The 17,701-nt window shown below is 57.6% G+C and carries 13 protein-coding genes; 2 read left to right on the top strand and 11 right to left on the bottom strand.

The genetic code is table 11. From position 1 onward, the window contains the following. Positions 1–46: 46 nt before the first annotated feature. The 10 genes from RUDLU_RS0109470 to RUDLU_RS0109425 all read right to left on the bottom strand — a co-directional run bounded on the left by RUDLU_RS0109470 (position 47) and on the right by RUDLU_RS0109425 (position 14,120). Complete coding sequence (locus RUDLU_RS0109470; protein WP_019988137.1) at positions 47–715, bottom strand: CBS domain-containing protein; 669 nt, start codon at positions 713–715, stop codon at positions 47–49. Positions 716–946: 231 nt separating this feature from the next. Then, positions 947–2,200 carry an aminotransferase class V-fold PLP-dependent enzyme gene (locus RUDLU_RS0109465; RefSeq protein WP_019988136.1) on the bottom strand — a complete coding sequence of 418 codons (1,254 nt, stop codon included), beginning with the start codon at positions 2,198–2,200 and terminating at the stop codon, positions 947–949. A gap of 77 nt (positions 2,201–2,277) precedes the next feature. Next, positions 2,278–2,469: a cysteine-rich CWC family protein gene (locus RUDLU_RS29250; protein ID WP_083940552.1), complete on the bottom strand. Its 192-nt coding sequence runs from the start codon at positions 2,467–2,469 to the stop codon at positions 2,278–2,280. Positions 2,470–2,665: 196 nt separating this feature from the next. Further along, positions 2,666–3,589, bottom strand: coding sequence for a pirin family protein (locus RUDLU_RS0109455; protein WP_019988135.1), 924 nt, complete (start codon positions 3,587–3,589; stop codon positions 2,666–2,668). 11 nt (positions 3,590–3,600) lie between these two features. Beyond that, positions 3,601–4,434 (bottom strand): 4,5-DOPA-extradiol-dioxygenase, encoded by an 834-nt coding sequence (ygiD, locus tag RUDLU_RS0109450; protein WP_019988134.1) that lies wholly within the window; start codon positions 4,432–4,434, stop codon positions 3,601–3,603. Between the two features lie 373 nt (positions 4,435–4,807). Next, a complete protein-coding gene (locus RUDLU_RS0109445; protein ID WP_019988133.1) occupies positions 4,808–6,439 on the bottom strand; it encodes a carboxylesterase/lipase family protein in 1,632 nt (543 codons plus the stop codon). A 29-nt stretch (positions 6,440–6,468) separates the two neighbouring features. Further along, the gene (locus tag RUDLU_RS0109440; RefSeq protein WP_019988132.1) at positions 6,469–8,025 is read right to left on the bottom strand and encodes a carboxylesterase/lipase family protein; all 1,557 of its coding nucleotides are present in this window, start codon (positions 8,023–8,025) and stop codon (positions 6,469–6,471) included. An 8-nt stretch (positions 8,026–8,033) separates the two neighbouring features. Beyond that, positions 8,034–8,927, bottom strand: a complete 894-nt coding sequence (locus RUDLU_RS0109435; RefSeq protein ID WP_019988131.1) for an alpha/beta hydrolase — start codon at positions 8,925–8,927, stop codon at positions 8,034–8,036. Between the two features lie 273 nt (positions 8,928–9,200). Continuing rightward, positions 9,201–10,079, bottom strand: coding sequence for an alpha/beta hydrolase (locus tag RUDLU_RS0109430; protein ID WP_019988130.1), 879 nt, complete (start codon positions 10,077–10,079; stop codon positions 9,201–9,203). A 9-nt stretch (positions 10,080–10,088) separates the two neighbouring features. Then, a complete protein-coding gene (locus RUDLU_RS0109425) occupies positions 10,089–14,120 on the bottom strand; it encodes a glycosyl hydrolase (RefSeq protein ID WP_019988129.1) in 4,032 nt (1,343 codons plus the stop codon). Between the two features lie 139 nt (positions 14,121–14,259). Here RUDLU_RS0109425 and RUDLU_RS0109420 point away from each other — a divergent pair, with 139 nt between their 5' ends. Further along, on the top strand, positions 14,260–14,973 hold the full coding sequence (locus RUDLU_RS0109420) for an NUDIX hydrolase (RefSeq protein WP_027302907.1): 714 nt from the start codon (positions 14,260–14,262) through the stop codon (positions 14,971–14,973). 302 nt (positions 14,974–15,275) lie between these two features. Here RUDLU_RS0109420 and RUDLU_RS0109415 read toward each other — a convergent pair whose 3' ends face one another. Continuing rightward, entirely contained in the window at positions 15,276–16,073 is a 798-nt protein-coding gene (locus tag RUDLU_RS0109415) for an alpha/beta fold hydrolase (protein ID WP_019988127.1), read from the bottom strand. A 363-nt stretch (positions 16,074–16,436) separates the two neighbouring features. On the opposite strand from RUDLU_RS0109415, the gene RUDLU_RS0109410 reads away from it, so the two are divergent. After that, positions 16,437–17,693 carry an NAD(P)/FAD-dependent oxidoreductase gene (locus tag RUDLU_RS0109410; protein WP_027302906.1) on the top strand — a complete coding sequence of 419 codons (1,257 nt, stop codon included), beginning with the start codon at positions 16,437–16,439 and terminating at the stop codon, positions 17,691–17,693. Positions 17,694–17,701: the final 8 nt, after the last annotated feature.

Below are 17,701 nucleotides of genomic sequence, written 5' to 3'. Positions count from 1 at the left end.
TTTGAACCCCAACGGTAAACCGGAACTCTAAACCGAGAACTCTAAACTACGTATTAAGGTAGCGCAGCAGCAAATCGAGCCGCTCCTGATCAATACTTTCGATGGGGGCATTGGCAAAAGCCGCTTCGATGTTGTAGCCAAAGCGTTCGAGGGTCGAAACAACCGGGCCAATGTCGCGCCGGTTCAATTTCAACGTAAGCCGCGACTTGTCGGGCATGCCGTAAGCCGCGCTGCTAAAATAGCTGCTGATTACTTTCGTGTTGTTCGACTCAATCAGGCGGCTAATTTCGGCCAGTGAATAGTCGCGCTCGTCGATGGTCAGAATCAGAATGGCCCCGGCCTCGGTCATGCCCAGCTCGTTGGCGAAGTTCTTGAGTAGTTCGTTGACCGATACCGTACCCATAAACTCCTTGGCGTCGTTGAGCACGGCCAATACTTCGAGCCGGTGCTCAAGGGCTACGCTCAGCAGCTCAAGGGCGTGCTGGGTTTCGTAGACGTACACTTGCTCAAACAACCGCATCACTTCCGAGAGCGGGCGGTCTTCGTCGGCCACGTCCATCAGCACATCTTCCGACAGCAAGCCTTTGTACTCCGTCTGATCGGTCAGCACCATCTGGCCGATGCGGTGTTCCTGCATCCAATTCAGAGCCTCCCCGACGGTGTCGGCAGGCTTCAGCGCTGGCAGCATAGGATCGATCAATTCAGCAGCAAGCATAACGGGCACAAACAGCTGGAAAAACTGTATGAGGGAAAACTAAGAAAAAGTTGTCAGAGTTTCCAAAAGGTTATTGTAAAAGTTAGTGGGGTAGCAGAGCCGTCGGCGAAACGTAGGATTTTGGTAAGGCCCGGTTGAACACCATCTGGTGTAAGGCATTCTAAGGTTACATCAAGTTATCTGGCCTGCGGGTCTCTTTCTGTCAACGCCGTAAAGGGAGCCAACCGTATGTCAGGCGGCCAATTCGCGCAGGGCTTTTACGAGCGTATCCAGCTCGGCCGTGGTGGTGTACAGGTGCGGGGTCACGCGCACGCCCTGCACATTGGCCCGCTCAATGCCCACCGTCCAGATTCGGTATCGGTCAAACAGGGTTTTGGCCAGGTCGGTCGGTTTCATGCCGCGAATACCCACGTTGGCAATGCCACACATCCGGGCCGGGTAGGCGGGCGTGTTGACTATAATATTGGGCACCGACCGCACTTTCGAAGTCCAGTAGGTTTGCAGGTAGCGCAGCCGGGCCTCTTTGCGGGCAATGCCGATCATCTGGTGAAACCGAATGGCATCGGCCAGGGCGAGGTCGGTATGGACGGGGTGGGTACCAGTATGGTTTAGTTTACGGATGTCGTCGTCGGCAAAACCCGCATCGCCAAACATAGGCCATAGCCCCTTCACCTTGTCGCGCCGAACGTAGAGCATCCCGGCACCGAGCGGGCACCCCAGCCACTTGTGCAGGCTGCTGCCGTAGTAATCGCAGCCGAGGTCGGGCAGCCGGAAATCGAAATGCCCAACGGCATGCGCCCCGTCGACCATCACTTCCACGCCGTGCCGGTGGGCCATATCAGCAATTTTCCGAACGGGCAGAATCTGACCCGTAATATTCACGATGTGGCACAACATCAGCAGTCGGGTCCTGGGCGTGATGGCCTTTTCGTAGAGGCTCACCAGCTCGTCGTCGGATTGCGGGTGGTTGGGCAACTCCACCTCCCGGTTCACTATACCGTACCGCCGGGCCTGTTGGGCAAACATATCGAGCATAGCCCCGTAGTCCTGCACGGCCATCACGGCCTCGTCGCCCCGTTTCCAGTCGATGCCCGAAATCACGGTATCGAGCGATTCGGTCGTGTTACGGGTGATAATCAATTCGTCAGACGAGCAGCCTACTACTTCGGCCAATTGTTTCCGAACGGCGAGTTTATCGTCGAACTGCCGGGTTCGCATATAGTACGACGACACCCGGTTTACGGTGCGGGCGTGGTTCACCAAGGCGTCCATCACCTCGTTGGCAGCCAGGATGTAGTAGCCGTTTTCGAGGTGGATAAAGTCGTTGGTGACCGTAAAGTGCGACCGTAGGCTTTCCCAGAAGGCTTCTTCGCGGGCTACGGTATCGGCCGGGAGGCCCTCGATGGTTTGTAGCAGGTTGTGGAGGGGCGTAAACGGCAGAGCCGCAAGGCCCGTAAAGGAACGGAGAAAGTCGCGCTTGGTCATACGTGCCGTACCCGTAGGCGTGAGGCTACGGAAACGGCTGTAAATAACGGAATTTAGGCAGAATGGGCAAGGCGGTATCAGGGGGTTACTTCGCGGGCAAGTGCCTGCAGGCACTCAGCGCAGAGGCACCCCTTGTAGCGAGAGGCTATGTATTCGCGTTGGGCGGGCGTGAGGGGTACAGCCGCACATTGGCAGGTGCGGATGGCAGCGGCCCGGCACGCAAACGGCCGGTGACAGCGCGGGCAACGGGTTGGTTCGGATGGGAGCATGGCGTCAGAAGTTGAGGAGGGTTAGGTTGAGCAAAATTACAAGGTAAATGTGCCGTAGCCTCATTCGGTGAGGCCAATGGGGAAACAATACGGCCTGTTGGGTTGCCTATTCATTGATAAGTAAGGCTATACACAACTGGCAAAGCCTGGCTCTGCTGGAGTCAGGCTTTCTCTTTTTCGGGCGCGCCAGTGCGGTCTACGAGAGCGCGGGCGGGGGCGGTGTGCGCGGAGCCCCGGCCGGGCGGGAGGTATCGTGCGGCAACGGAATAAACTCGACGTTGTCGTTGGGAGGCAACGCAATACGGCCCGCTTCCCAGTCGGCCTTGGCCTGTTCAATCCGGTCCCGGCGCGATGATACGAAGTTCCACCAGATAAACCGTTCGCCCAGTGGTTCTCCGCCCAGCAGCATGAGGGTACAGGTTTCGTGGGCTATCAGCACCGGATCAATGCCGGGCGTAAACACCAGCAACTGCCCCACGCCATACCGGTGTCCGTTGACCTCTACGCTACCTTTGGCCACATACGCCCCACGTTCGGCATGGCCGCGTGGCAATCCGAACCGCGTGCCGCCCTGCAACACCACATGGGCATAAAACAGGGGCGAGTGTGTTTTTACCGCATTGGTGAGCCCGAAGGCGTCGCCCGCAATCAGGCGCATCCAGACACCCTTGTCCGTAAACACGGGTAGGATTTCGGGCTGGTAGTTCTCAAAGGTGGGGGCGCTTTCTTCGTCAGCTTCGGGCAGGGCCACCCACGTCTGAATCATCTCCAGCTTCCCCCCGGCCAGCATGGCGGGGTCTTCAAACCGTTCGGAGTGGGCAATGCCGCTGCCGGCCTTCATCCAGTTCACCTCGCCCGGCCGGATCACCTGCTGCACCCCAAGGCTATCGCGGTGGGTCACCTGCCCATCGAACAGGTAGCTGACCGTAGAGAGCCCAATGTGTGGGTGCGGCAGTACATCCATGTCGGCCACCCGATCGGGGATGATGTTTACCGGCCCGGCATGATCCATGAAAATAAACGGCCCGAGCATCCGCCGAAGCCGGTAGGGCAGAATCCGCCGGACACTGAATCCGTTGCCGAGTGAGGCCGTACGGGCGTCGATGATCTGATCGAGCATAGGGTGTGGAGTTAACCGATTCGGACCGAGGTCATGGTGAGTGAACCGCCCACGGCCCGGTCGTTAAAAAACGATACAGCGTCTTTACCCGTCCGTAGTCCGAGCGTGTACAGCAAGGGCAGGTAGTGTTCGGGGGTAGGAATAGCAAGGGCTCCTTCGCGGCCAAGGCTGCTGTAGTTTATGAGGGGCTTTACGTCGTTTTGGCTGATGAGCTGCTTAAACGTATCGTTGAGGCTGATGGCCCAGTCATAGCCGTAGCTCGGTTCGTTCAGTTTGTCCCAGGCTACCATCCGCAGGTTATGCACCATGTTGCCGCTACCCATAATGAGCACGCCTTTCCGGCGGAGCGCGTACAGCTCACGGGCGAGGTCGTAGTGGTACTGCGGCCCTTTGGAGAAGTCGATGCTCAACTGAAGCACCGGAATATTGGCCTGCGGGTACATGTGCCGCACAATAGTCCAAGTGCCGTGGTCCAGCCCCCAGTCGTGGTTTAGCTCCACCGGCGTCGACCGGATCAGGGCGGCCGTCTCCTTGGCCAGCGCCGGGTTGCCGGGGGCGGGGTACTGCACATCGAACAAGGCCTGCGGGAAACCACCAAAGTCATGAATGGTCTGGGGTTTGTCCATCGCCGTGATTTTGGTGCCCCGCGTAAACCAGTGGGCCGACACCACCAGCACCGCCGTAGGGGTTGGCATCTCGGTGGCCATCTGTTTCCAGCGTCGGCTAAAATCGTTGTCTTCGATCCCGTTCATGGGCGAGCCGTGGCCCACAAACAAAACGGGCATCAGGGTTTCGCCTTCGGGCAGTGTATCGGTAAATTGCTTGAAAGCCGATAAGGTGTTCATACCAAGGGCTCCGGTCAGGAGCGTTTGCAGAAAGTGTGTACGTTTCATGGTGGTCTACAAACACAACAGCGTAGCCCCGCCAACTGGTTCGGAGCTACGCTGTTAAGGACTAATTCAAACGCAACTAAGTAGAGCAGAATTAAAAGTAAAATGAATAATGTAAAATGTATAATGAAATGGCTGATTGTCAGTAGGTAGTACAATCGTTCATCTTACATTATTCATTCACTTATGTACTGTGACGTGATAGAACGCGGATGACACCGATTGAGTTGATATACGCGGATTACTAAAGGGAATCGGCGTATATCTGCCCAATCCGCGTCATCCGCGTTCTATTTGTTTCACTTAGCCAATTTCTTACCAAAAGCACTTACAACGGTTTTCCCAGGGCCAGTTCGAGCAGCTCTTTGTCGGGGTTGTTTTTTACCTGACACGTATTGTCGAACAGCATGGTGGCACCGGTTTGCGGGTTGTAAGCCGGCCAGTTGGGCAGGCCTTTGTGGTTGGGGTTGCCGGTGCGGGCAAACGCCAGCCAGGCCCGACTCATGCGGTCGGCGAGGAGGTGGGCCTCTTTGCCACCGCCCGTCATCTCTTCGCACCGGCTGATGTTGTCGAATACAAACGGCAACTCCATGCAGTGCATCGACTTGTACATACCGTCGTTTACGGGCGAGGCCCAGCTAAACAGGTACATGTACACAGGTGCGGCATCGGCCACGGCTTTTTGGTTGGCCTGCCGAATAGCCCCCGCCCGGAAGTTGATGTCTACGTCGAGGTAGTCCGATGCTTTGGCGGTTTCGGGGTACGCTTTCCGAACGGCAGCCATGTACGCATCGGTTTTGTCGCCCATTCGCTTTTGCAGGCTTGCTTTGGCATTGTTCAGGTCGGTTTCGCGGTTGGCGGGGTTAAACGGACCAAACTCGGTTTTGGTTGAGCCCACCAGCAGCGGGATATTTTTAGCCAGTTCGCGGGCGGCTGCTTCGCTCGGCTGGTAGGGCAGAAACAGGCCATCCAGTACCGGCCCCCAGCCCAGCCCAAATCCCGAACGCTCTTCAGGTTTCAGGCTTTCGTTGACCTTGCGCAGGGCCCGCTTGCTGGCGGCACTCAGGCGCTCATACGACATAGTCTGCAGCGAATCAACCTGCGAAGGTTGCAGCTTCAGCTCGTCGAGCATGGCGGCTCCTACTTTTTGGGCCAATGCCCGGCTCGTGAAGCTGCTTAGGTAGCTGCCACTTTGCACAATCGCTTTGTGGAACAGCCCTTTGGCCGACGGCGCATTCATCAGGGTGGTCACTTTGCCGCCCCCGCCCGACTGCCCGAAGATGGTGACGTTGTTGGGGTCGCCCCCAAATTGAGCAATGTTTTGTTTCACCCATTGCAACGATGCAACCAAGTCGAGCATGCCTGCATTCGCGGAGTTTTTGTATTTGTCGCCAAACGACGACAGGTCCAGAAAACCCAGCAGGTTGAGCCGGTGATTGACCGTCACGACGACCACATCGCCTTTTTTGGCCAGATTCTCACCATCGTACGACGGCAACTCCACCGATGAACCCGCCGAGAACCCACCGCCGTGGAACCACACCAGCACCGGCCGGGGCGCTTTGCCTGCTGTCAGTTGGGGCGACCAAACGTTCAGGCTCAGGCAGTTTTCGTTCATGTAACCCCAGTTGTGCTGAAACGAGAACTCGATCTCATCATTGACCGTGGTGGTGGGGTCGATGGGGCAAACCGGCCCGTAGGTTGTAGACGAGCGCACGCCCGTCCAGGCGTCGGGTTTGGTAGGGGCCATAAACCGCTCCGCTTTGGCGTACGGAATGCCCTTAAACGTGTAGGTGCCGTTGTGAATGTAACCGCGCACCTTGCCCGACTCGGTAGCCACCACGGCTACATCTTTACCCGCTACAATGGGCGTAGGCGTTTTTGGGGCTTGCGCCTTAGTGAGCAAGGGCATAGCCAGTGCGGCCAGCCACAAAAGGGTTTTGGAGAACTGCATAAACATTGGGGTTGTACGTGAAAACTGAAGGGGTATTAGGGACGAATCATGGTTTTGAACAGGAAATCGAGCGCGGCCTGGTCGGGCAGGGGCTGGGCATTAATCTGGGTGTCGAGCATCAGCACCTGTTTCGAGGCTACCGAGTACACGGGCCACGTGGGTAAGCCTGCGCCGTTGGGGTTGCCGGTGCGGATAAAGTTGGCCCAGTACGCCGACATCTGGCGGGCCAGTTCGTCGTCGGCGGGTTGCAGGGGGCGTAGGCTTTTGTCGATAAACCGCAGATTGTCGTAGGCGTAGGCTACCTCGCCGGTATGGAATGCGCCGTACTGGGCGTACTCGCCCGTGGCGGGTACTTTCCGCCGGAACCGGTACACAAATACGGGTTTCCCCTGCCCACTCTGAAGGTTAGCCCAGGCGTAGTTTTGCGCCCCGAAAATCATATCCCGCGAAACCCGCATCTGTGAGGTAGCCGCTTCGGCATCGGTGGTAGCGGGGTAGTGTTTCAGGAAGTCGGCCGCGTTGGGGCCTTGCTGTTGTTCAATCTGCTTCCGGTACGCGTCGGCGGTTTGGGGTGGCCCAAAGCGCATCCCCTCGTCTTCGTTCCAGCCGGTGAGCAGGGCCACATCGTTTTGTTTCCGGTCGGCAAAAATGGCCGGAATCGGTTCGGGCAGCACGTACCCGTCCACAATTGGCCCCCGGATGCTCTGTGCTTTCTGAATAATCTGACTTGCTGGCAACGCCCGGAGGTCGGCCAGGCTGGTAGCCCCGAGGGCCTGCGCCAGTTTCAGGCCACTTTCTTCGGCTTGTGACAATGAGGGGCCGGGCGCGGCCATGTTGGCACCGCTTTGGGCGATGGCCTTCTGAAAAAGCCCTTTCGCCAGCGGAGTAGCCACCAGACAGTTCACGCTCATCGACCCGGCCGATTGCCCCGCGATGGTGACGTTGGCGGGGTCGCCCCCAAACTGAGTAATGTTTTGCTGCACCCACCGGAGGGCTGCTACCTGATCCATCAGGCCGTAGTTGCCCGATGCCTCCCGGCCCGACTCGCGGGTGAGTTCGGGGTGGGCAAAGAAGCCGAGTGAGCCTACCCGGTAGTTGAAACTCACAAATACGATGCCTTTGCGGGCCATCGCTTCGCCGTCGTAAATCGGAACCCCACTGCCTCCACTATTGAAGCCTCCGCCGTAGACCCACACCAGAACGGGCTGTTTCGGGCCCGACCGGCGCTGTGTCCAGACGTTCAGATAGAGGCAATCCTCGCTTATGGGTTCTTTCGGAATCAGGTATTCGGCACTCCACGGACCAAACGGCGCAGGTACGCCCTGCACGGGGCTTGGCCCGAAGGCGTCGCACCGGCGCACACCCGTCCAGGGCTGTACGGGCTGCGGGGCTTTCCAGCGCAGGGCACCTACGGGCGGGGCCGCAAACGGAACCCCCCGGAAAATCTGAACATCGCCCTGTGCGCTATACGTCCCTGATATACGGCCACCGGTTATGGCAACGGGGTCGGTATCGCGCAGGGTAGGCCGAAACGCCAGCGTAGCCGCTACTGCCAGCAGGCCACCGAGCAGGGGTAGGAGTGTCTTTTTCATCAGGCGAGTTAGGGAACAAGCACCCCGTTGGCGGTTAGAATTTTGCTGAAGAACAGAACCTGGTAGGGCAGGGCGTTGTCCCAGTACGCCCACGTATGCGCGCCCGGCCGTTCGAGGTAGTCGTGCGGAGTTTGGTTGGCTACCAGTTGGCGGTGCAGATCGCGGTTGCCTTCAATCAGAAAATCGTCGACCCCAATGTCGAGCATAATGGGCAGCTTATTGGCTTTGATTCGCTCGGCCAGCGTGACCATCGTGTAGTCGGGGTAGGGGGCATCGCCCGGTTGGGGTGGCCCCAGCAGCCGGGCCAGGTTGTCGGCCCGCGATTTGGCAAACTCGGCCGGTACTTTCCAGGTGGCCGTGTTGATGTTCATTACTCCACTCATGCTCCCGGCCGCTGCGTACAGCTCGGGGTGGCGGCTCGAGATGAACAGGGCTCCGTGCCCACCCATGCTCAGGCCCGCTATCACGCGGCCTTTTTTGTCGCGTACGGTGCGGTAGCTGTTGTCAATTTTTTCGATTAGCTCTTTGGAGATAAATGTCTCAAACTGACTCGACTTGACCAGCGGACTATCGAAATAATAGCTCGTAGGGTCGCCGTCGGGCGTGACAATGATGAGATTGTATTGATCAGCGAGCCGGTGGAGCAGGGTTTTGTCGGGTGTTTTGGTAAGCCAGTCGCGGAAACTGCCCGAGCCGCCATGCAGCAGGTACAGGACCGGAAAGGGCCGGGCGTCGCGTTTTTTGGCTTTCACGTACCGGTCGGGCAGTACCACGGCCGCCCGCAGCGTACGGTTCATGCTGGCGCTTGGCACATCAATGGTATCTACTTTGGCTGCCCACACCGACCCTGCCAGCAGGTAGGTCAAGGTCAGGAGCAGTAGTTTGGCAATGGGGGTTTTCATAGGTTTGTGGTTGATTGTTTTTGGTTTATTGTTTGTCGTTTTTGATTAAGGGGTTGTTTAAGAATCAGAGTGTTGTGCTTTGGTTTGTTGGGGTTTCTACCAAAACCTTCCATCGGAGCGCCGACTCCCATACCCCCAAAACTTCAGTACTGGACCTTCGGACTTTAGACGCTGGACGTTAGACTTACTACCATTCTGTAGGGAGGTCTAACGTCTAATGTCCAACATTTAATGTCCAGTACGGAGACCCAAAACAAAAAACGATAAACGAGCTCAGGGAACCAGCGTACCGTTGGTGCGGAGGATGTTGCTGAAAAACAAGACGTGGTAGGGTAACGAGTTTTGCCAGTAATCCCAGGTGTGGCCGCCGGGCCGCTCGGTGTAGTCGTGCTCTACTTTGGCGTACACCAGCCGCCGGTGTAGCTCGCGGTTGGGCTCAATTAGAAAATCGTCGACACCACAGTCGATAATCAGTTTCTGGCCGTTTGCCTTCATCCGGTCTACCATATTCACCACTGAGTTGGCTGCGTACAGGTCAGGAGTAGCTCCCAGCGACCCCAGAATCCGGCTGAAGCCGCTTTCCACGGCTTTTTCAAACTCAGGGTTGATGCGCCAGTTTTTGTAGTTCAGGTCGAGGGCACCGCTCATGCTACCGGCCGCGCAGTACAGCTCCGGGTGCCGGGTAGCGAGGTACAACGCGCCATGCCCGCCCATGCTCAGACCCGTAATGACCCGGCCTTTGCGGTCGCGGATGGTGCGGTAGGTGTTGTCAATTTTCTCGACCACTTCTTTCGAGACGTAGGTTTCAAAAAGGTTGTCTTTCTGCACCTGACTGTCGAGGTAACCACCCAGCCGGTCGCCCTCGGGCATCACAATAATGAGGTTGTACTGATCGGCCAGCCGGTGCACGGCCATTTTGTCGGGTGTTTGCTTGAGCCAGTCGCTGAATTGGCCTCCGCCCCCGTGCAACAGGTACAGCACCGGGAACGCGGTTTTGTTTTTGGCCGCCGATTTGTACGATTCGGGCAACACCACAGCCGCCCGCATGGGCCGTTTCATGGCCGCACTCGGAATGTCGAGGGTGTCGGCCTGCGCGCACCAGCCCAGCAGAGGCAGGCAAAGCAGCGCGAGTAAGGTAAGGGACTTTTTCATGGTTTCTGCTTACAGGGCTACCCACGCGCCTACGTGTAGCCGCACCGGCCCAATCAGGCCCGCTTCGAGTAGGGGGGCATTTTTATCGTAATGTTTCCAGGTTGTAAAGGTCACGCGGCCGTCGGCGGGTTTGGGCTTGCCTTGTTTGTACCAGTCGGGCAGGGTCTGAATGGCCCCGTTCGACAGGCTGGCGAACCCGCCCGCCCCGGCTCCGGCCGTAAACGAGTCGGCATCGGGCAGTTGGGCGTCGCCAATGAGCCGGTTGGGCCAGCCGTTGGTCACACGGACTTCGAGTGTATTGGCCCCGGCTTTCAGGGCGTCGGTCATGTCGAGTTGGTACGGACGCTTCCAGAGTGTGCCCAGGTCTTTTCCGTTGACGCGCACTTCGGCAATCACCTCTACCCGGCCCAGATCGAGTATCACCCGGCGGTTAGCGGTCAGGCTTGCCCCCGGCATGTTGAACGTTTGGGTGTAGGTGGCCGTCCCCGAAAAGTATCGGACTCCCGGCTCCGAATGCCGATGCAACGACATCAGTTTGGGTAGGGTAACCTGAGCCGGCGCGCCCCGGTTGGCCTGAAAAGCCACCGTCCACGGGGCCGTCAGCTCAATTGGTTTGGGTAGCCCCGACACGTTTTGTACTGAATCACGACCGGTACTATCGAGGAGAGTGTACCGACCATTCTGCCAGATCAGTAAGCCGGCCTTTTCAGTTGCGGCCATATCGATGAGTCGCTTTTCGGGCGGGAGGGGCGGGGTGCCAGCCGCAGCCTGTGCGATGCGTTCGGGCGTGAGGGCTTCGGGGTTGAGTTGGGGCTCGGTCATGTCGCCGTTGTAAAACGAAGCCCCGTCGCTCAGCCGGGCCTGGCCGAGGGCCGGGTGCACAATAGCCGTTCCTTTCTTCCCCTGTTCGATCAGCTTGCCGTTTACGTACACCGCGGGGGCACCGTCCTGATACACGACGGCCACGTGACTCCAGCCCGAAATAGCGGTGGGGGCTGCCAGCACGAGCACAGGTTTACCCGCGCCCCGTTCCCAAACGGCCACCCCGTTGCGCCCGACCGTGAGGCCGCAGGTAGCATGACCCACACCGTACAGGGCCTGCCCCGACGCCGGGTAGATGGCGTAATTGTCGGTCCAGGGGTCGGCAATGCCCTCCATAAAGTTTCGGGTCGTGAGCATGATATTCAGCTCAGGCTTGGCCCAAAAACTAAGGGTAAATGTATTGGTCACCGAATCGTACCGCTGAGTTGGTTGGGTACGGGGCGGCTGTGTACTCAGAATGGGCGTTTTGCCCGCCAGCACCGACTGAATGCGTCGGGCCGGGGCCACCGACCGAAATACCACAAAGATTGAGCCCGATGGCCCCAGCGTGAGTGGCACCTGTACCCGGCCGTCGGCAAGGTCGTACACGCCCACGGGGGCGATGGTGCCCGTGTCGGGGTCCCACAGTTCGGGCTGTTGGTTGGTCACCCGGAAGCTGACCAGCAGGTTTTCGGTGGTTCGGCGCTGATTGGCCAGAAAATAAACCTCCGCGTTGCCGATTCGGCGGTGAATAGAAGTTACCGGGGCATCGCCCGATGAAGACCACACAACGACGTCGGGCGTGATACCCAGTTTTGGCAGTAGTGGGGCGAGGGGCTGTGTGCCAAATACCTGCCCTCGGCCGGGCCGGTTCGGCATAGTGGCCGAGGCTGTCCCCCAGATTTCGCCTACCAGTTGCCCAAATTCAGTAGCGGCATTGGCCCCCCCGCGCAGGCCCAGCCACCGTTCGGGGCGGTTACCGACCACGGTCAACCCCTGCCGCACCAGCTCGCGCAGCTTGCGGAGAAGTGCCAGACTCATTGCCTTCGTATCCTGCAATACCAGCACCCCGTAACTTAGTCCGTCGGGCAGGGTCAGGCGGTTGTTCCGAACACTCGCCCGAGTCAGTAGAGTCTCGCCGTTGATCAGGTCATAATCGTAGCCGACGGGCGGGGGCGGCACCAGGTTTTCGGGGTTGACGAGGGCGTATCCATTGCCGTCTTCACCCGTGAAATACGCGATGTCGGCTACAAAAAGGCCTTGCTGAAGCAAACTTTGGCACCGCGACAGGTAGCTGATCCAGGCTTTGGCTGGTTTCCACCAGGTGTTCGTCCGGTCGAAGTGAATGCCCCAGGGCCCCATGGTCATGCCGGGTTCGGCGGTGGGGTGGGGCTGATGCGCGTACCGGTGAAAAATGACCCGGTTGAGCCCTTCGGTAAACAGCTTGTCGCCCAGCGCTTTCATCGCAAACGGGTACTCCTGCCACCGGGCCGACTCCGGCTCGGCCGTGAAGGCTTCGGCACCGACCACCTGAAAATCGCCGATGCGCTGCCCGTTGATGTGGGCAATCGACGCGGCCAGTTTGGTGGTTCGGCGCATGGTCCAGTTGTTCTGGAAAATGCTCGACAGCCCGTTCCAGAACTCACCCATGTTCACATCCACCCGCGCTCCAATCTGCATCTCTTCCATGGGTCCCCGGTCGTAGGGCTCGGTGTACGAAATAAGGCCGTGCTGGTGGCAGAGCGCGGTGAATTGACCGTAATAATTGTCGGCAATGAGGTCGGCCTGTGTCCGGCGAAAATCCCACAAAAACCGCTCGGTATCGTCGACAGAGCCAACAATGCGGCCTGTCAGCGCCGGAAAATAGCGGAATAGCGGGTAGCCGTTGCGTTGTCCAAAGGTCAGCTCGAATCGGGGTGTCCAGTTTTGCATACCCACCTCGTAGCTGTCGATCAGCAAACCCACCTTGCCGGCCTTAGCCAGCGGTTTGAGGGTAGGCAAGAGTTGTTCCATCATCTTGTTGAAATGGAACGTAATGGCCGTGGCGCTGAATTTGTCGCATTCGAGGCCCACGCCCGTGTCCGGTGCCGACCGGTTGAGGCTTCCGGTAGGGGTGTAGCCTATGCGGAGGACTGTCCAGCGTCCGGCGGGGGCGTCCCACGTGAGCAGGCCGTTCTTGTCGACCCGGCTCGTTAAGTCGATAATCGAGTCAGGCGCAATGGTCGACTCGGCCAGCACGGGTGCCGTTTGAGGTTGCATCCCGGCTACCCCGGCAAAGGTGTAATTGGCTTTTTTGCGCCAGTCGGTCAGGCGGGTAGCGCCCGAAAAGCTCAGTTGTGCCAGTCGGACGGGTGCGGCCGCCGACAGCCGGATGTACCGGACAGCGGTGGCCCCAAATTCCAGCACTGTAACCCCATCGGTCAGGCTTCCGGTTACCAGCTTGCGAAACTGCGTGCCGTCGTCCGAGGCTTCGACGGTTACGGCCGGCCCTCCGCCGAAACCCCCGCCCCCTGTACCGATCCGGGTGCCAGCAAAACTTACCGAGCTGATGGTGATCGCCAATTCGAGGGCTATTTGCAGGTAGGTGGTAGGCGTGTCGAGGGCGACGCCGGTGGTTAGTTGGGTGGGTGTAATGGGCTGGTTACCAAGTATCAGCGATTGGGCCAGTTTGTCCAGAGCGCCTTCGCCAGGCAGGGCCGGAAACGCTACCACCGCTACATCCTGATAGAAACCCAGTTTGGCCGCCGGGTTTGGCAGGACCACCTGCACAGGCCCGCCCCCGGTAAGGCCGGTTTCGCTCCAGGTGAGCTGTTGCATGGCCAGTTCGGGCGTAATCCACGGCCCACCGCTCGACGACCAGCCGGGGCAGTTGTGCATGGTGAACTCAAGCCCCAGCCGTTCGGCCTCGCGAATGGTGTGCTCTTTGAGAGCCAACCACTCCGGGCTCAGGTACTGAACAGGCCCTTTGGGAATACCCGTGCCCGCGTCGAAATTCTGAAACCCGCCCAGCCCGATTTGCTGCATGGCTTCCAGGTCGAGCGTGATGCCTTCGCGGGTCACGTTGCCGTTCATCCAATGCCACCAGGTTTGTGGCCGAGCTGTGTGCGGAGGGGTCTGAAACCGCTCAACGAGCGTGCCGCCCTCGGCCGCCTGCTGCCCAAATTGTACCAGACCGCGCGGGGTAATGAGCGCGACAAGGCCCGCCGTTGAGGTTTTTTTTAGAAATTGTCGACGTTTCATCGAAAAGGCATTGGATTGGGCCGATAAACTGTCCGGGACCTGTTGCTTACGGGTAAGCAGGCCAATGGTTTATCTTTACGTCAAAAGTACGTAAAGGTGTTATTTCTCCTATCTTATCCTTCCTTGATTGTAAAATTTTATGATGGATTATAATCAACCGACTAAAAATTTCCAGAAAGAAGTTGCTGAGCAGTGTATCCGCTACCTGTCTATCGACGGGGTTATTTTTGGTTTTCACCAGAATCAGCTCAACGTGCTGCTTCTGCGCTGGAAAGGAACAAATGAGTGGTGTTTGCCCGGTGGATTCATCAAAAAAACGGAGTCGGTTGACGAAGCGGCCGAGCGTGTGATGCAGGAACGGACGGGCCTAAATGAGCTATTTCTGCAACAATTTTACGTATTTGGTGCAGTGGTTCGGTACGATCAGGACGCGGTTTGGCGTAAAATCAACCTGAACGTCGATGCGGATAGCTGGTCGGAGCGCACCATTTCGATTGGCTACTATGCGTTGGTGGAGCACTCTAAAGTGGTGCCTACGCCTGATTTTCTGACTGAAGAATGCCGTTGGTGGCCGCTCGACGAAGTGCCCGGCCTACTTTTCGACCACAACCACATTATCGAGGTGGCCACTCGGGCGCTGCGCCGTCAGCTCAACGATCAGCCGATTAGCCACCTTCTGCCCGAATCATTCACTATTCCTGAGCTGCAACGGCTGCACGAAACGATTCTGGGCCACTCGCTCGATGCCCGTAATTTTTACAAGAAGATGATGGCGTCGGGTATGCTCGAACGGCTGTCGGAGCGTCGGGCCGGTACCCCCCACAAGGCCCCATATCTGTACCGGTTTGTGTAAGGCAGAGTTTTTAATGGAGAATGGAGAATGAATAATGGACGATGGACAATGAATAATGTATGATGAATGGTGGTGTTATCGGCTGTTTATCAATAAATTGATTATTACATTACACATTACAACAAAAGCTTGCCGCGTGGCTTCAGATTGAAACCTCACGGCAAGCTTTCGTTTAACTAAGTAGTCAGACAGAATTAAATGTAAAATGTACAATGAGATGGCTGATTATCAGCAGGGAATACAATTGTTCATTATGCATTTTACATTGTTCATTCACTTATACCCAATAGGCCGAATCAACGCTACGCCAGTGCGTTTTCTTCGGTCTGAATCGGATGCCGGGCGAGCCAATCGAGCAGAAGCTCGTTGAACCGCTCGGGGTTCTCCATCATGGGTGCGTGGCAGCACTTGTCGATAAAATGCAGTTCCGAGTTTTTGATCAGTCGGTTGAACTCGTGCGCTACTTCGGGGGGCGTAATGGTATCATTGAGGCCCCAGATGAGCAACGTCGGTACGTCGATTTTGTGCAGGTCCTTAGCCACGTTGTTGCGTTGGGCCGACTTGGCAATCTGCACAATGTTCATGCACTTGGGAATACTGCTCGTAATCTCAAACACCTCGTCGATCAGCTCTTTGGTAGCCACCTTGGGGTCGTAGAATGTGTAGGCCACGCGCTCGGCAATGTAGTCGTAGCTACCGCGCTTGGGAAACGAGCCGCCCATCGAGTTTTCGAACAGACCCGAGCTACCTGTCAGCAACAGGCGCTTTACCATATCGGGGTGTTTGAACGTGTACAGCAGGCCCACATGACCGCCGAGCGAGTTGCCGAGCAGCGTGAGGTCAGTGAGATTCCGATACGCCACAAACTTTTCGATAAAGGCAACCAGGCCCTCCAGGCTGGCCTCGCGCATGGGCATATCATAAATAGGCATAACCGGAATCACCACCCGGTACTGCGTCGAAAACGTCCGGATAACACCATCCCAGTTGCTGAGGGCCCCAAAGAGACCATGTAATAACAACAGGACATCGCCCTGCCCCTCGTCGATATAACGGAACCCTTCTTCTTCCCGAACCACGTAGGTTGCTGATGAACTCATAAGTAATGCTGATTCTGTACGGTGTCTGGATTGGTAACTGACCCAAAAGCAAATTGTCTACAGAAAGTTAATCATGTGCCTACACTATAAACCGGTGAAGAGAGACCAAAAACGCACACGGCGGCTAAGGCAATTTACTCAAATGGCTCCCGGTGTAGGCCTTCTGTGTCGTAAACCTAAGGACAAAATAAAGCAGTCTAAGAATAAGAATGAAATACTTTTTTTTGATTGCTGATTATCAGTAGCTTTTGTTTTTGTTGGCCCTGAAAAATTCTATTCTTCTTGAAAAATTACTAAACCTGCCCGTTTCCTCGCTCATATTGGCGTGCACACACTAATTTTGGCGACCAAATCTGACGATCTATGTCCAAGCAACCCATCCTTATTGTCGGGGCCGGAATGGCCGGTCTTAGCTGTGCCGTTTACCTTCAGCAGGCTGGTTACGATACCCTCGTTCTCGAAGCCTCCGACGGGGTAGGCGGGCGCGTTCGTACCGACGTTGTCGATGGATTTCGGCTCGACCGGGGCTTTCAGATTCTCCTGACGGCGTATCCCGAAGCGGAGCGGTTGCTGAACTATTCGGCCCTGCAACTGCGGGCGTTCCGGTCGGGGGCGTTGATTCACGACGGACCCAACGGCTGGATGAAACTCCTCAACCCGCTCCGCGAACCGGCTACCGTGTTTCAAACGCTCGGGTCGGCCGTGGGTACGCTCACCGACAAAGCCAATATTCTGCCACTGCTTCGGCATACACAGGCCTTGCCCCTGGACGAGCTGTTTCGGCAGCAAGCTACCACAACCCTCGACCATCTGCGCGAAGAGGGATTTTCGGACCAGATGATCGAGCGGTTTTTCCGGCCGTTCTTCGGGGGGGTATTTCTGGAAGATGACCTCCGCACATCGAGTAATTTCTTCGATTTCTGCTTCCGCATGTTCTACACTGGCGATGCGGCCGTGCCCGCGCTCGGCATGGGCGAAATTCCGGCGCAGGTTGCGGCCCGGTTGCGGCCCGGCAGCATCCGGCTCAACAGCCCGGTGGTGCGCGTAAGTGCGGGCGAGGTGCAACTGGTATCGGGTGAGGTGCTGACGGCCCCTGCCGTGGTCCTGGCCGTTGATGCGGCTCCGGCGGCCCGGCTGCTGGGGCGGCCCGAATTGCCTTTAACCGCTTTTACGCATACTACCTGTACGTATTTTGCCATGCCTGAGGCCGACAAGCCAGCCGTTAAGCAGGGCGAGAAACTCCTGATGCTGAACACCAAGCGGTCGGGGGCGGTGCACAACCTGGCCGTCATGACCGATGTGTCGGCCGAGTATGCGCCGGCTGGGCAGGCGCTGGTGTCGGTGAGTACGCAGGGACTGGACCAGGTTGATGAGCAGACCCTGACCGGGCGGATCCGGCAGGAGCTAACCGAGTGGTTTGGTGAATCGGTGAGCCGGTGGCGCCATCTGCGTACCTATCATCTTCCACAAGCGCTGCCCGCTTACGGTCCTGATAAGGCCCATCAGCCATTGCAATTGGCCGATGGCCTGTTCCAGTGTGGCGACCAAACGGCTTATCCATCGCTAAACGCGGCCATGCAAACCGGGCGTGAAGTAGCCGAACGGATTATAGCCGGGTAAACGGGTTG

Source organism: Rudanella lutea DSM 19387 (assembly GCF_000383955.1).
In the GTDB taxonomy this organism is placed as follows: Bacteria; Bacteroidota; Bacteroidia; order Cytophagales; family Spirosomataceae; genus Rudanella; species Rudanella lutea.
The sequence above is the reverse complement of the archived record's forward strand: the minus strand, read 5'-3'. Positions and strand labels throughout refer to the sequence as shown.